The 14,937-nt window shown below is 67.2% G+C and carries 9 protein-coding genes and 2 rRNA genes; 5 read left to right on the top strand and 6 right to left on the bottom strand.

The window, feature by feature from the left end:
* Positions 1 to 29 precede the first annotated feature (29 nt).
* From OG963_RS27575 to mtnA, 4 genes are read right to left on the bottom strand one after another with little or no spacing between them, the layout of a single operon-like run.
* A complete protein-coding gene (locus OG963_RS27575) occupies positions 30 to 1,895 on the bottom strand; it encodes an LpqB family beta-propeller domain-containing protein (protein WP_256223706.1) in 1,866 nt (621 codons plus the stop codon).
* Positions 1,885 to 3,909, bottom strand: coding sequence for an MtrAB system histidine kinase MtrB (gene mtrB, locus OG963_RS27570; RefSeq protein ID WP_093776699.1), 2,025 nt, complete (start codon positions 3,907 to 3,909; stop codon positions 1,885 to 1,887). Before mtrB ends, OG963_RS27575 begins: the two co-directional genes overlap by 11 nt.
* A 1-nt stretch (position 3,910) precedes the next feature.
* Positions 3,911 to 4,600 carry a two-component system response regulator MtrA gene (mtrA, locus tag OG963_RS27565; RefSeq protein ID WP_007448372.1) on the bottom strand — a complete coding sequence of 230 codons (690 nt, stop codon included), beginning with the start codon at positions 4,598 to 4,600 and terminating at the stop codon, positions 3,911 to 3,913.
* A gap of 4 nt (positions 4,601 to 4,604) precedes the next feature.
* Positions 4,605 to 5,750 carry an S-methyl-5-thioribose-1-phosphate isomerase gene (gene mtnA, locus OG963_RS27560; protein WP_362273751.1) on the bottom strand — a complete coding sequence of 382 codons (1,146 nt, stop codon included), beginning with the start codon at positions 5,748 to 5,750 and terminating at the stop codon, positions 4,605 to 4,607.
* Positions 5,751 to 5,890: 140 nt separating this feature from the next.
* Here mtnA and OG963_RS27555 point away from each other — a divergent pair, with 140 nt between their 5' ends.
* Genes OG963_RS27555 through OG963_RS27535 form a run of 5 tightly spaced genes read left to right on the top strand, consistent with a single transcriptional unit; the run spans position 5,891 to position 11,332 of the window.
* Positions 5,891 to 7,087 carry a glycerophosphoryl diester phosphodiesterase membrane domain-containing protein gene (locus OG963_RS27555; RefSeq protein ID WP_319325178.1) on the top strand — a complete coding sequence of 399 codons (1,197 nt, stop codon included), beginning with the start codon at positions 5,891 to 5,893 and terminating at the stop codon, positions 7,085 to 7,087.
* 4 nt (positions 7,088 to 7,091) lie between these two features.
* Complete coding sequence (locus OG963_RS27550; RefSeq protein ID WP_371799560.1) at positions 7,092 to 7,781, top strand: DUF4129 domain-containing protein; 690 nt, start codon at positions 7,092 to 7,094, stop codon at positions 7,779 to 7,781.
* Positions 7,778 to 9,013, top strand: a complete 1,236-nt coding sequence (locus OG963_RS27545; RefSeq protein ID WP_371799559.1) for a DUF4350 domain-containing protein — start codon at positions 7,778 to 7,780, stop codon at positions 9,011 to 9,013. Before OG963_RS27550 ends, OG963_RS27545 begins: the two co-directional genes overlap by 4 nt.
* On the top strand, positions 9,010 to 10,011 hold the full coding sequence (locus tag OG963_RS27540) for a MoxR family ATPase (RefSeq protein WP_319325180.1): 1,002 nt from the start codon (positions 9,010 to 9,012) through the stop codon (positions 10,009 to 10,011). The genes OG963_RS27545 and OG963_RS27540 overlap by 4 nt, the downstream gene beginning before the upstream one ends.
* Positions 10,012 to 10,021: 10 nt before the next feature.
* Positions 10,022 to 11,332, top strand: a complete 1,311-nt coding sequence (locus OG963_RS27535; protein ID WP_093776689.1) for a DUF58 domain-containing protein — start codon at positions 10,022 to 10,024, stop codon at positions 11,330 to 11,332.
* Positions 11,333 to 11,453: 121 nt separating this feature from the next.
* Here the strand turns inward: OG963_RS27535 and rrf are convergent.
* Positions 11,454 to 11,570, bottom strand: a 5S ribosomal RNA gene (rrf, locus tag OG963_RS27530).
* Positions 11,571 to 11,649: 79 nt separating this feature from the next.
* Positions 11,650 to 14,775, bottom strand: a 23S ribosomal RNA gene (locus tag OG963_RS27525).
* Positions 14,776 to 14,937: the final 162 nt, after the last annotated feature.

Below are 14,937 nucleotides of genomic sequence, written 5' to 3'. Positions count from 1 at the left end.
GGCCCACCGTCGCCCCACCCGCACAGGCCTCAGCCCGGGTAGACCAGCGACGAGCCTTCCTTGAGCACCGTCTGCCAGTTGTCACCCGGCGACAGCTTCACTATCCCGTCACCCTCGGTGTCCGCCATCAGCGGCAACTGCTCGTCGTCCGCCGCCGCGACCGCCGACACCTGGTTCACCCCGGGCAGCACACCCGAGGCCGGTGCCGAACCGTCCGCCTGGACATAGCGCACCTGCTGCACTCCGCCCTGCTCCTTGCCGACCACCACGAGACGGCTCCGCCCCGACCAGGACATCGCGGTGACATCCGCCAGCTGCGGCGCGGCCTGCCGCAGCTCCACGACGGAGACCTCCTGCTTCGAGGCCGGTCCCTGACGCTCGATCCGGCCGATCTTCAGCGTGGTGTGCCCGTCCTTGGTCAGCAGCAGTGCGATCCGCACCCCGTCCGCCGACAGCCGCAACGCCTCCAGCCGCGCGCCGTCCAGGCTCGGCACCGTGACCTCCGACGGCTTGCCGGCGCCACCGGCCAGCCGCAGCAGCCGGGAGTTCTCCGGGTCCCGGTCCGCGACCCAGAGATCGCCCCGCCCGTCCCAGCTGGGCGCCGACAGCCGGTCGTTCAGATTCTTGCCGCTGCTGGTCACCGCGGGCGCGGGCAGCTCGCCCTCCGAGACGATGGAGGACACGTACAGGGACTCGTTGTTCTGCGAGACCGCCGCCGCCAGCTGCTCGTCACGGGCCACGCCGACCGCGCTCATCCGCACCGGTCCGTCACCGAACGGGCCGGTCACCGGCTCCGGATCGCCACTGCCTTTGGTGGACCCCGGGATGCACTGGACATGCCCCTTGGCGTCGACGAAGTACTGGCTGTCGGGCCCGCCCGACGAACCGTCCGGAGCGAACTCCTCCGCCTGATCGGCGCCCAGCACACACAGCGGCGAGCTGTCGGACCGCTGCAGCTCCACCTGCTCGACCCGGGCGGACGTCAGGTCCCGCACGGTGTAGAGCACCTGAGAGGCCATCATGCGGCAGGAGCGCTGCCCGACGTTGTCCGCCCTCTTGTTCAGCGGAACCTTCAGGACGCTGCGGTCGTCGGGTGCCAGCGACGTGACGCCCTTGCGCAGCGCCGTGCTGGTGGGGAAACGGGAGTCGACCACCGGCCGCAGCCAGTTGGTCGGCCCCTCGATGAGGCTGCGGACCGTCTGCGTCACGGTGTCCATCCCCGTGACGGGATCCGTCCGGTTGCGTACGTAGACGGGGTCGGCAACCAGCGTGGACTGCCCCCCGGTCCGTCCGGTGGCGAAGTAGTACTTGTTGACGGAACGGTAGAGGCGCTTGAAGTCGGACTGGCCGAGCAGCAGACCGTCCGGCACGAGGTCGATGCGCCACTCCTTGCCTTCCGGCCCGTTCTGCCGCACCAGATGCAGGGTCCGGTTGAACTCCGTGGGTGCGACCGGCTGGTAGGCGCTCTGTGCGTCGACCGTCGCCACCTTCTCGCCGGTCAGCGTGTAGCTGAGCTCCGTGCTGCTGCGGTCGCCGTCGTGGACCGGGCGGTCGCTGCGGTTCGGCGCCTTGGAGAGCACCGTGGTGAACGCGCTCGGCTTCCAGGTGCCGGCCGCCTTCTTCGTCAGGTACTTGCGGGTGGTCCGGAAGCCGGGGTCGTCGCTGGTCATGGACTCCAGGAAGCCGTCGACCACCTCGTTGGGAGTGGCGTTGTCACGCGGCGCCACCGCGTACACCTGGACCTGCGAGTCGCCCGGCTGCGAGGCGTCGACCGCCTTGACGTCCCCGGTGACCGGCATCGAGCCGCACGCGGACAGCAGCACGATGCCGCACCCCAGCAACGCGGTCAGCCCCACCGCACGTCCATGGCCGTCCTGACGACGGTCAGTGCCCACGAGTCGTGTCCTCCCGCTCCGGGTGGTGCGCAGCAGATTCGATGTCGCCACCCGGCCGGTCGTCGGTGGGGCGGGCGACCACCCGGGCGCCGCTGCCCGGCAGAGCCGCCGGATGCACCGAAGCAGGCGCCGTGCGGGGAGCCACGTAGTTACGCGCCGGCACGGGCAGCGGCGACCGGTCGGGGCCTGCCTGCTGGGCCGGCACCGAGGTCAGCCGGTGCTCACTGCCGGTCGTGACGCCGTCCGCGGCCCGCTCCCGGCTCTCCCGGTTGCGGCGCGAGTCCTCGGGCTCCAGCGGTATCGGCGATCCGCGCAGCGGCTCGTCCGCCGTACGCGGCAGGGTCAGCCGGAACTGCGAACCGCCACCCGGCTCGCCCCACGCCTGCAGCCAGCCGCCATGCAGCCGGGCGTCCTCGACGGCGATCGACAACCCGAGACCGGTGCCGCCCGTCGTCCGGGCCCGCGCCGGATCGGCGCGCCAGAAGCGGTTGAACACCCGGGTCGCCTCCCCCGGCTTGAGACCCACGCCGTAGTCCCGGACGGCGACGGCGACCGCTCCTCCGGCCACCCCCATCCGCACCACGACATCCCGGCCCTCGCCGTGCTCGACGGCGTTGACGACCAGGTTGCGCAGCACGCGCTCGACCCGCCGTGCGTCGGCCTCCGCGATCACCGGCTGCTCGTCACCGACCACCCGGATCCGGGTGCCCTTGCGCTCGGCGAGCGGCTCGGCACCGCCGATCACCCGTCGTACGACCTGTCGCAGGTCTATCGGCTCGGCCTCCAGCGCCGCGGCGCCCGCGTCGAACCGGCTGATCTCCAGCAGATCGGAGAGCAGCGACTCGAACCGGTCGAGCTGGTCCCCGAGGAGCTCGGCGGAGCGCGCCGTCACGGGGTCGAAGTCGACGCGCGCCTCATGGATGACATCGGCGGCCATCCGCACGGTCGTCAGCGGTGTCCGCAGCTCGTGCGAGACGTCCGACACGAAGCGCCGCTGCATCCGGGAGAGCTCCTCCAGCTGCTGGATCTTCAGCTGAAGGTTCTGCGCCATCTTGTTGAAGGCCTCACCGAGCCGGGCGATGTCGTCCTCGCCGGTGACCTTCATCCGCTCCTGCAGCCGGCCCGCGGAGAGCCGCTCCGCGATTCCCGCCGCCATCCGTACGGGTGTGACGACCTGCCGCACCACGAACCAGGCGATGGCCCCGAGCAGCACGACCACGAACAGTCCCGCGGTCGCCAGGGTGCCCTTGACCAGGGTCAGCGACTTCTCCTCCTGCGTCAGCGGGAAGAGGTAGTAGAGCTGGTACGGGTTGTGGTCGATGTCGTACAGGCGCTTGCCCACGACGAGCCCCGGCTGCGACTCCTGCCCGTTCGCATACCTGATCAGCGAGTACGTCTGGAAAGCTCCCGGCCCCTTGTCCACGGACTCCCGCAGGCTCTGCGGGATGCTGGCCGCTTCCACGCTGCCCGAGCCACGCGGCGCACGGGTGCCGTCGTCGGCGCTGAGCGCCACCACGTTGAAGGCGTTCTTGCCGCCACTGGCGAGCTGATCGACGAGCTCGGTCCGCCACGAGTTGTTGGCGGTCGCCCCGTCACCGGCATCGCCTCCCCGCCCACCGGGGGTGAGCGGAGCGTTCGCCTTGTCCTGGGCCGCCGCGAAACCACCGGCGGCCTGTGTCTGAGCAGCCTTGCCCTTCGCGTCGAGCAGACCGTTGCGCACCTGCCCGATCACGACCAGGCCGAGCAGCAGCACCACACCGAGCGACATGAGCAGCGTGCCCGCGACGACCCGCAGCTGGAGGTTGCGCCGCCACAGCCGGACGGCGGGCAGCAGCGGACGCCGCACCCAGCGCATCAGCAGTCGCGGCACGGGACCGCCGGGCGCCCGGTCGTGGAACAACCGGCCGCCCTGCAGAAGCCTCCCCAACGGCGAAGGCCCACGTCCTGAACCGGCAGCCCGCCCCGTACGGACTCCCGGCCCCCCGGGCTTCGGAGCAGCGCTACCCAGGGTCATGTCAGCTCGGTCCGGCCTTGTAACCGACACCTCGGACGGTCACCACGATCTCCGGCCGCTCCGGGTCCTTCTCGACCTTGGAACGCAGCCGCTGGACATGCACATTCACCAGACGGGTGTCGGCGGCATGGCGGTACCCCCACACCTGCTCGAGCAGTACTTCACGGGTGAAGACCTGCCACGGCTTACGGGCGAGCGCGACCAGCAGGTCGAACTCCAGCGGGGTCAGAGCGATGGACTGCCCCTCCCGCTTCACCGAGTGACCAGCCACATCGATGACCAGGTCCCCGATGGTCAGCTGTTCCGGTGCCGGCTCCTCGGACCTACGCAAACGTGCCCTGATCCGGGCAACCAACTCCTTAGGTTTGAACGGCTTGACGATGTAGTCGTCGGCCCCGGACTCCAGGCCCACCACCACATCGACCGTGTCGCTCTTAGCCGTGAGCATGACGATCGGCACACCCGACTCGGCCCTGATCAGCCTGCAGACCTCGATGCCGTCCCGTCCGGGCAGCATGAGATCCAGCAGGACCAGGTCCGGCTTGGCCTCACGAAATGCGGCAAGTGCCTTGTCGCCGTCCGCTACGAACGACGGCTCGAACCCTTCACCACGCAGCACAATCCCGAGCATCTCGGCCAGTGCGGTGTCGTCGTCGACGACAAGGACGCGTCCCTTCATAATCGACATCATCCCATTAGCTAATCGTTATCTGCGATGACCTGGCACACAGCTCTGCCAGTCCGACCCCCGTGACCGGGGAAACTGCACCCTCCTCCGTGACGATCGCCGTGATCAGTTCCGGCGGCGTTATGTCGAATGCGGGGTTGTACGCCTGGGTTCCCAGCGGCGCCACGAGCAGTCCGCCCGCATCCTCGCCGTCCGCCCCGACCTGTGGAGATGTGAGCTCCGTCACCTCTCGACCGGGGCGCTGCTCCACAATGATCGACGCCCCGTCCGCGGTCTCCAGATCCACGGTCGTGGTCGGCGCCACCACAATGAACGGCACATGGTGGTATTTGGCAAGCACCGCCAGCGGATAACTGCCGACTTTGTTCGCCACGGATCCGTCCGCCGCGATGCGGTCGGCGCCGATGAGCACGGCGTCGACCTCCCCCGCGGCGAACAACGAACCCGCCGCGTTGTCCGTGAGCAAGCTGTACGCCATCCCGTTGCGCGCCGCCTCATAAGCGGTCAGCCGAGCCCCCTGCAACAGCGGACGCGTCTCGTCCACCCAGAGCCTTCGCAGCCGCCCCGCCCGGTGCGCGCGGAGCGCCACAGCGAAGGCCGTGCCCTCACCGCCCGAGACGAGTGCCCCCGAATTGCAGTGGGTGAGCAACTGATGCCCGCCGCCAGGCAGCAGCTCGTCGAGCAGCGCGAGCCCGTACTGCGCCATGCGTCGACTGGCCTCGGCGTCCTCACGGTGCAGCGCCTTGGCCTCCGCCAGAGCCTCCGCGGCCGCCCGCTGCGGATCCGCGCCCTTGTCCAGGGCCGCCCGGTATGCCGCCGCCGCGCGCCGCACCCCGTATCCGAGGTTCACGGCGGTGGGCCGCGCCCGCTCAAGCAGCCCCGCGGCCTCCGCGACGTCATGACCCCGGACAGCGGCCAGCGCCACGCCGTAGGCCCCGGCGATGCCGAGCAACGGCGCCCCGCGCACAGCCAGCGTCTGGATCGCCCGCACCAGCGCGGGCACATCCGCACACACCAGCCCGACCTCCTCCGCGGGCAGCCGCGTCTGGTCGAGGAGCACCAGCACAGGGCCCTCCGGGGGCTCGTCCCAACGGATGGAGGGAAGCGCGGGAGGCTCGATGCCCGCCGGCGATTGCGCGTCCTGATCAGCCATCTGCCCAGTCTGCCCGGTGAGCCGCCCACAAATGAAGGTGCGAAGGAGATCAGGCACCCGGCCCGTACCGGACCAACGCGTGGCACGATGGCTGCCAACCTGCCGCCCCGATGAGCGGACAGGACCGTGAAGGAGCGAGAATGAACGACACTCCGGGCTGGGCCTCGCCCGGATCTGCCCCCTCCGACAGCCAGGAGGCGGGCGTCCCCCAGACTTCCGCGCCCACGAACGGCAACGGCAACGCCGGGAACTGGTCTCCCACGCAGCCGCCCGCTGGGCAGTGGTCCCCACCGAGCATCCCCGGCCCCGGTCACGGCGCACCGCCGCCCGCCCCCGGCTGGGGCAGGCCGCAGGGATCCGGCTGGGGTCAGCCACCTGCGGCAAAGCCCGGTGTCATCCCGCTCCGCCCGCTCGGCGTCGGCGAGATCCTCGACGGTGCGGTCTCCGCGATGCGGGCGCACTGGCGCACGGTCCTCGGAATCACCCTCACCGTTTCCGTGATCGCCCAGATCGCCATCATCCTCGTGCAGCGCTACCTGCTGCCGGAACCCGCGTCGGTCGACCCGAACGCGACCGGCGCGGAGGCGCTCCGCCAGGCCGCCGACTCCGCCCGGTCCTCCATGGTCTACAGCGCCCCGTCCACGCTCATCACCCTGATCGCGACGCTCTTCACCACAGCCATGCTCACCGTGGTGATCAGCCGCTCGGTACTGGGCCGCTCCGTGACGCTCTCCGAAGCATGGGCCGAGGCCCGGCCCCGCCTGCTCCAGCTGCTGGGCCTGACCCTGCTGCTGGCCTTGATGGCCGCCGGAATCATGGCAGTGGGCGTGCTGCCCGGTACGCTGATGGGTTCCACCGCAGGCGTCGGCCTCATCCTCATCGGCTTCATGGCCGCCTGTGTCGTCGTCGTCTGGCTCATGGTCCGGTTCTGCCTCGCCTCGCCGGCGCTGATGCTCGAGCGGCAGTCGATCACCGTCTCGATGCGCCGGTCCGCGAAGCTGGTCCGAGGCACCTGGTGGCGGATGTTCGGCATCCTGCTCCTCACCTGGCTCCTGACAATCATCGTGACCCTGGTCATCGCGATCCCGTTCGGCATCATCGGGATGATCGTGGACGGCGACGGCCTGAGCAGCTTCCTCACCGGCGAGTCCACCGGATTCGGCTGGCCGTTCCTGATCATCTCCGGCATCGGCGAGGTCATCGTCTCCACGATCACCTATCCGCTCTCCGCCGGTGTGATGGCTCTGCTCTACGTGGACCAGCGCATCCGGCGCGAAGCACTCGACCTCGATCTCGCCAGGGCCGCGGGCCTGCCCGGCTACGACACCAGGAGCTGATGCCGTGTCGGGGGCGGGGGGCACCACAACAGCACGGCTATTGATCCACGCAAGCAGCGACGTACCGGTGGACACTCCACGCGTCCCCGCCCGTGAGGCGGCGAAGCACGAGCTGTCCCGTCCGATGTACCACGAGAACGACCCGAACCTCCTCCAGCGTGGCCTCGACCGCCTGTGGGGGTGGCTCGGCGATCTCTTCGCCACGGCCTCGAACGCCGCACCGGGTGGGCCGCTCGGGCTGATCGTCCTCGTACTGGTGGTCATCGGCCTGGCCGTCGCTCTCTGGTGGCGGCTGGGCACCCCGCAGCGCACCCTCCGCACCGCGGCCGCGCTCTTCGACGACAGCCCCCGCAGCGCGGCCGAACACCGCACGGCCGCCGAGGCGCACGCTGCCGCCCAGCGCTGGAACGAGGCCGTCCAGGAACGCATGCGCGCCATCGTGCGCTCCCTCGAAGAACGCGCCCTCCTCGACCCACGCCCCGGCCGCACGGCCGACGAGGCCGCCGCCGAGGCGGGCCGCTCACTGCCCGGCCACGAGATGGCGCTGCGCGCCGCCGCCCGCAACTTCGACGACGTCACATACGGCGGCCGGACCGCCGACCAGCAGACGTATCTGACCGTGGAGGCCCTCGACCGCGACCTCGAGAACGCCAAGCCGCTGCTGACCACCGTGGTCCGGGGGGCCGCCGAATGACCGCAGTCGCCACCGCCACCACTGCGTCCCCCACCTCGGCCTCCCCCTCTCCCCGCCAGGTGTGGTCCCGCACCCGCGGTCTGCTGTTCGCCCTCCTCCTTCTCGTAGCGGCCGGAATCGTCCTCGCCACCGCGCGCTCCGGCGATCAGCACGGCCGACTCGACCCCCGCTCCGCCGACCAGCACGGCAGCCGGGCCGTCGCCCAACTCCTCAAGGACCGCGGCGTCTCCGTCAGCGTGACCACCACGCTCGACGACACCACCGCGGCGACCGGCCCCGACACCACTCTGCTCGTCACCGCCCCGAACCTGCTGACGCGGCATCAGCAGGACGAACTCCGCGCCGCGACCACCGACTCGACAGGCCGCACCGTCCTCCTCGCCGCCGACCCTCTGTCCGTGGACGCACTCGTCCCCGGCGTCCACGCGAGCTCCCCCGGCCCGGTGGCCGCCCGCGCACCGCAGTGCTCCCTGCCCGCGGCCCGCACGGCGGGCGACGCCGACACGGGCGGCTTCCGGTACACGACGGACGGCCTCGACACCATCGGCTGCTACCCAAGTGGCAACCTCCCCACCGTGCTCCTCGTCCAGGGGAAGGGCGCCGGCGACAGCGTCCTCCTCGGCTCCCCCGATCTGCTCTACAACAACCGACTCGCCAGCCACGGCAACGCCTCCCTGGCCCTGCAACTCCTCGGCTCCCGCCCGCATCTGGTCTGGTATCTCCCCTCGCTCGCTGATCCTTCCGCCGCTCGGAACGACCAAGGTGCCGACGGCGGTGTCGACGACGGCTCGGGCAACCAGCGCAGCTTCGTCGACCTCATCCCGTCGGGCTGGCTCTGGGGCACCCTGCAACTCGCCGTCGCCGCCCTGCTCGCAGCCGTCTGGCGCGCCCGCCGACTGGGCCCCCTGGTCACCGAACGGCTGCCCGTGGCTATTCGCGCCTCCGAATCCACGGAGGGCCGCGCCCGCCTCTACCGCAAGGCGAACGCCCGGGACCGGGCTGCTTCCTCACTGCGCTCCGCCACCCGCACTCGTCTCGCACCCCTCATCGGCGTCTCCCCACGCGATGCCCACTCCCCCTCCGTGCTCCTCCCCGCCGTCTCCGCGCGCCGCAGCACCGCTGAAGGCGGCCTGGACACCCTGCTCTTCGGACCGGAGCCGGCCGACGACGCCGCCCTTGTCCGTCTGGCAGACCAACTCGACACCCTCGAAAGAGAGGTACGCACTTCATGAGCGCCCTGCCCCCAGTGCCCGCCGGGACGACCGAGACCGTCGGGAACGACGACACAGCCCGCGCATCCCTGGAAGCTCTGCGCTCCGAGATCGCCAAGGCCGTGGTCGGCCAGGACCCGGCCGTCACCGGACTGGTCGTCGCACTGCTCTGCCGAGGCCACGTCCTACTCGAAGGCGTCCCCGGCGTGGCCAAGACCCTCCTGGTCCGCGCCCTCGCCGCCTCACTCGAACTCGACACCAAGCGTGTCCAGTTCACCCCCGATCTGATGCCGAGTGACGTCACCGGATCCCTCGTCTACGACGCCCGCACAGCCGAGTTCTCCTTCCAGCCGGGCCCGGTCTTCACCAACCTCCTCCTGGCCGACGAGATCAACCGCACTCCCCCCAAGACGCAGTCCTCCCTTCTGGAGGCGATGGAGGAGCGCCAGGTCACCGTCGACGGAACCCCTCGCCCCCTGCCGGACCCCTTCCTGGTCGCTGCCACCCAGAACCCCGTCGAGTACGAGGGCACGTATCCGCTGCCCGAGGCCCAGCTGGACCGCTTCCTCCTCAAGCTGACGGTGCCTCTCCCGTCCCGCGACGAGGAGATCAACGTCCTGACCCGCCATGCCGATGGCTTCAACCCCCGCGACCTGAGGTCAGCAGGCGTACGCCCCGTCGCCGGCCCCGCAGACCTGGAGGCCGCCCGCACCGCGGTCGCCAAGACCACGGTCTCCCCCGAGATCGCCGGCTATGTCGTCGACATCTGCCGTGCCACGCGTGAATCCCCCTCGCTCTCCCTCGGTGTATCCCCCCGAGGTGCCACCGCCCTGCTCGCCACCGCCCGCGCGTGGGCCTGGCTCACCGGCCGTGACTACGTCATCCCGGATGACGTGAAAGCCCTGGCACTCCCCACGCTCCGCCATCGCATCCAACTGCGGCCCGAGGCAGAGATGGAGGGAGTCACCCCCGACTCCGTCATCACCGCAGTCCTCGCCCACGTACCCGTACCCCGATGAGGCGGTGACAGTGGCCCTCACCGGACGAACAGCGCTACTTGCCGCTCTGGGGTCACTCCCCGTAGGCATCCTGGCCCCGAGCTGGACAGGCCTGCTCGCAGTCAACGCCCCGCTCTCTCTAGCAATTCTGTGCGACTACGCCCTGGCAGCACCAGTGCGAACGCTCCAGTTCACCCGATCCGGCGACACAACCGTTCGACTCGGTGACGGCGCAGAGGTGCAACTGACCGTAACCAATCCCTCGCGTCGTCGCTTGCGCGCCCATCTCCGCGACGCCTGGCCCCCGAGCAGCTGGCTCACCGGCACGGAGCACGCCGCGTCCCGTCACACCTTGGCCGTCCCGCCCGGCGAACGCCGTCGCGTCACCACACTCCTGCGTCCCACCCGTCGCGGCGATCGCCGAGCCGAACGAGTCACCGTCCGTTCCTACGGGCCGCTGGGCCTGGCGGCCCGGCAGGGCAACCATCACGTTCCGTGGACGGTGCGCGTCCTTCCGCCCTTCACCAGCCGCAAGCACCTGCCGTCCCGTCTTGCCAGACTCCGCGAGCTCGACGGTCGCACCAGTGTCCTCACCCGTGGCGAAGGCACGGAGTTCGACAGTCTGCGCGCCTACGTCCCCGGCGACGACACCCGCTCCATCGACTGGCGGGCAACAGCGCGCCAGTCCGCTGTCGCTGTCCGCACGTGGCGCCCCGAACGGGACCGCCACATCCTCATCGTTCTCGATACGGGCCGTACCTCGGCGGGTCGGGTCGGTGATGTGCCGCGGCTCGATGCGGCTATGGATGCGGCACTGCTCCTCACCGCTCTCGCGACTCGCGCCGGCGACCGCGTCGACCTGCTGGCCCATGACCGCCGCACCCGCGCCCAGGTTCGCGGCCGCGCCGCAGGGGAAGTTCTGTCGGCCATGGTCACGGCGATGGCACCGCTCGAACCGGAGCTCGTGGAAACAGACGTCCGGGGTCTCAGCGCTACTGCCCTGGCAAGCGCCCCTCGTCGCTCCCTGGTCGTACTTCTCACCAGTCTGGACGCGGCCCCCGTCGAAGAGGGCTTGCTCCCCGCCCTCCCCCAGCTGACCCAGCGCCACACGGTGCTGGTGGCCGCGGTGGCCGACCCGCACATCGAAGAGATGGCCGGCGCCCGAGGCACAGTGGACGCGGTCTACCAGGCTGCAGCGGCGGCACAAGCCCAGGCACAGCGACGCCGCACTGCGGAACAGCTCCAGCGGCATGGTGTGGTGGTTGTCGATGCCACTCCGGACAATCTCGCCCCGGCTCTCGCCGACGCCTATCTCGCCCTCAAGGCAGCCGGCCGTCTCTGATCCCACGCGGCAACCATGGGATCACGCCGAGAAGGTGCCATGGTTGCCGCCGCGGGAAAGGGTCGGCCCGTAAACGCAGAAAAGCCCCGCACCAGAGGTGCGGGGCTTTCCCGGAATAATTGTTCGGCGGCGTCCTACTCTCCCACAGGGTCCCCCCTGCAGTACCATCGGCGCTGAAAGGCTTAGCTTCCGGGTTCGGAATGTAACCGGGCGTTTCCCTAACGCAATGACCACCGAAACACTATGAAATTAACCAACACCGGGCAACAACACGGCCGTTCGTTATTTCAGAACTAACACAGTGGACGCGAGCAACTGAGGACAAGCCCTCGGCCTATTAGTACCAGTCAGCTCCACCCGTTGCCGGGCTTCCACATCTGGCCTATCAACCCAGTCGTCTACTGGGAGCCTTAACCCCTCAAAGGGGGTGGGAACACTCATCTCGAAGCAGGCTTCCCGCTTAGATGCTTTCAGCGGTTATCCTTTCCGAACGTAGCCAACCAGCCATGCCCTTGGCAGGACAACTGGCACACCAGAGGTTCGTCCGTCCCGGTCCTCTCGTACTAGGGACAGCCCTTCTCAATATTCCTACGCGCGCAGCGGATAGGGACCGAACTGTCTCACGACGTTCTAAACCCAGCTCGCGTACCGCTTTAATGGGCGAACAGCCCAACCCTTGGGACCGACTCCAGCCCCAGGATGCGACGAGCCGACATCGAGGTGCCAAACCATCCCGTCGATATGGACTCTTGGGGAAGATCAGCCTGTTATCCCCGGGGTACCTTTTATCCGTTGAGCGACAGCGCTTCCACAAGCCACTGCCGGATCACTAGTCCCGACTTTCGTCCCTGCTCGACCCGTCGGTCTCACAGTCAAGCTCCCTTGTGCACTTACACTCAACACCTGATTGCCAACCAGGCTGAGGGAACCTTTGGGCGCCTCCGTTACTCTTTAGGAGGCAACCGCCCCAGTTAAACTACCCATCAGACACTGTCCCTGATCCGGATCACGGACCCAGGTTAGACATCCAGCACGACCAGAGTGGTATTTCAACGGCGACTCCACAACCACTGGCGTGGCTGCTTCAAAGTCTCCCACCTATCCTACACAAGCCGAACCGAACACCAATATCAAACTGTAGTAAAGGTCCCGGGGTCTTTCCGTCCTGCTGCGCGAAACGAGCATCTTTACTCGTAGTGCAATTTCACCGGGCCTATGGTTGAGACAGTCGAGAAGTCGTTACGCCATTCGTGCAGGTCGGAACTTACCCGACAAGGAATTTCGCTACCTTAGGATGGTTATAGTTACCACCGCCGTTTACTGGCGCTTAAGTTCTCAGCTTCGCCGACCCGAAAGTCAGCTAACCGGTCCCCTTAACGTTCCAGCACCGGGCAGGCGTCAGTCCGTATACATCGCCTTACGGCTTCGCACGGACCTGTGTTTTTAGTAAACAGTCGCTTCTCGCTGGTCTCTGCGGCCACCCCCAGCTCATGGAGTAAATCCAATCACCAGTGATGGCCCCCCTTCTCCCGAAGTTACGGGGGCATTTTGCCGAGTTCCTTAACCATAGTTCACCCGAACGCCTCGGTATTCTCTACCTGACCACCTGAGTCGGTTTAGGGTACGGGCCGCCATGAAACTCGCTAGAGGCTTTTCTCGACAGCATAGGATCATCCACTTCACCACAATCGGCTCGGCATCAGGTCTCAGACTTAATGTGTGACGGATTTGCCTATCACACGCCCTACACCCTTACCCCGGGACTACCACCGCCCGGGCTGGACTACCTTCCTGCGTCACCCCATCGCTTACCTAGTACAAGTCTGGTTCGTCGGCTCCACCACTACCCTCAACTCCGAAGAGATCGGGCCGGCTTCACGGACTTAGCATCGCCTGATTCAGTATTGGGCGTTTCAAAGCGGGTACCGGAATATCAACCGGTTGTCCATCGACTACGCCTGTCGGCCTCGCCTTAGGTCCCGACTTACCCTGGGCAGATCAGCTTGACCCAGGAACCCTTAGTCAATCGGCGCACACGTTTCTCACGTGTGTATCGCTACTCATGCCTGCATTCTCACTCGTGAACCGTCCACAACTCGCTTCCGCGGCTGCTTCACCCGGCACACGACGCTCCCCTACCCATCCGTACTCCCGTTGGGGATACATGTACGAATGACACGACTTCGGCGGTACGCTTGAGCCCCGCTACATTGTCGGCGCGGAATCACTTGACCAGTGAGCTATTACGCACTCTTTCAAGGGTGGCTGCTTCTAAGCCAACCTCCTGGTTGTCTCTGCGACTCCACATCCTTTCCCACTTAGCGTACGCTTAGGGGCCTTAGTCGATGCTCTGGGCTGTTTCCCTCTCGACCATGGAGCTTATCCCCCACAGTCTCACTGCCGTGCTCTCACTTACCGGCATTCGGAGTTTGGCTAAGGTCAGTAACCCGGTAGGGCCCATCGCCTATCCAGTGCTCTACCTCCGGCAAGAAACACACGACGCTGCACCTAAATGCATTTCGGGGAGAACCAGCTATCACGGAGTTTGATTGGCCTTTCACCCCTAACCACAGGTCATCCCCCAGGTTTTCAACCCTGGTGGGTTCGGTCCTCCACGAAGTCTTACCTCCGCTTCAACCTGCCCATGGCTAGATCACTCCGCTTCGGGTCTTGAGCGTGCTACTAAAACGCCCTATTCGGACTCGCTTTCGCTACGGCTTCCCCACACGGGTTAACCTCGCAACACACCGCAAACTCGCAGGCTCATTCTTCAAAAGGCACGCAGTCACGACTGTTGCTCCGAAGAACAACAGCGACGCTCCCACGGCTTGTAGGCACACGGTTTCAGGTACTATTTCACTCCGCTCCCGCGGTACTTTTCACCATTCCCTCACGGTACTATCCGCTATCGGTCACCAGGGAATATTTAGGCTTAGCGGGTGGTCCCGCCAGATTCACACGGGATTTCTCGGGCCCCGTGCTACTTGGGTGTCTCTTAAACGAGCCGTCAATGTTTCAGCTACGGGGGTCTTACCCTCTACGCCGGACCTTTCGCATGTCCTTCGCCTACATCAACGGTTTCTGACTCGTCTCACAGCCGGCAGACTATGAAAAAGAGATCCCACAACCCCGCATGCGCAACCCCTGCCGGGTATCACACGCATACGGTTTGGCCTCATCCAGTTTCGCTCGCCACTACTCCCGGAATCACGGTTGTTTTCTCTTCCTGAGGGTACTGAGATGTTTCACTTCCCCTCGTTCCCTCCACACTGCCTATGTGTTCAGCAGCGGGTGACAGCCCATGACGACTGCCGGGTTTCCCCATTCGGACACCCCCGGATCAAAGCTCGGTTGACAGCTCCCCGGGGCCTATCGTGGCCTCCCACGTCCTTCATCGGTTCCTGGTGCCAAGGCATCCACCGTGCGCCCTTAAAAACTTGGCCACAGATGCTCGCGTCCACTGTGCAGTTCTCAAACAACGACCAGCCACCCATCACCCCACCCCTAAGGGCGAGTTCACTGGGGCCGGCAACTGAAGGCAACCTCGCGGCCATACCCTCAGACACCCAACAACGTGCCCGACACGACCGACCATCCCCCACGTT

The sequence above is a fragment of the Streptomyces sp. NBC_01707 genome, from assembly GCF_041438805.1.
In the GTDB taxonomy this organism is placed as follows: domain Bacteria; phylum Actinomycetota; class Actinomycetes; order Streptomycetales; family Streptomycetaceae; genus Streptomyces.
The sequence above is the reverse complement of the archived record's forward strand: the minus strand, read 5'-3'. Positions and strand labels throughout refer to the sequence as shown.

What these genes read in the sequence shown, in the direction of transcription:
- OG963_RS27545 (WP_371799559.1), top strand. Translation starts at nt 7,778, where the DNA reads ATGACCGCAGTCGCCACCGCCACCACTGCGTCCCCCACCTCGGCCTCC.
- OG963_RS27540 (WP_319325180.1), top strand. Translation starts at nt 9,010, where the DNA reads ATGAGCGCCCTGCCCCCAGTGCCCGCCGGGACGACCGAGACCGTCGGG.
- mtrB (WP_093776699.1), bottom strand. Translation starts at nt 3,909, where the DNA reads ATGACCCTGGGTAGCGCTGCTCCGAAGCCCGGGGGGCCGGGAGTCCGT.
- OG963_RS27555 (WP_319325178.1), top strand. Translation starts at nt 5,891, where the DNA reads ATGAACGACACTCCGGGCTGGGCCTCGCCCGGATCTGCCCCCTCCGAC.
- mtnA (WP_362273751.1), bottom strand. Translation starts at nt 5,750, where the DNA reads ATGGCTGATCAGGACGCGCAATCGCCGGCGGGCATCGAGCCTCCCGCG.
- mtrA (WP_007448372.1), bottom strand. Translation starts at nt 4,600, where the DNA reads ATGATGTCGATTATGAAGGGACGCGTCCTTGTCGTCGACGACGACACC.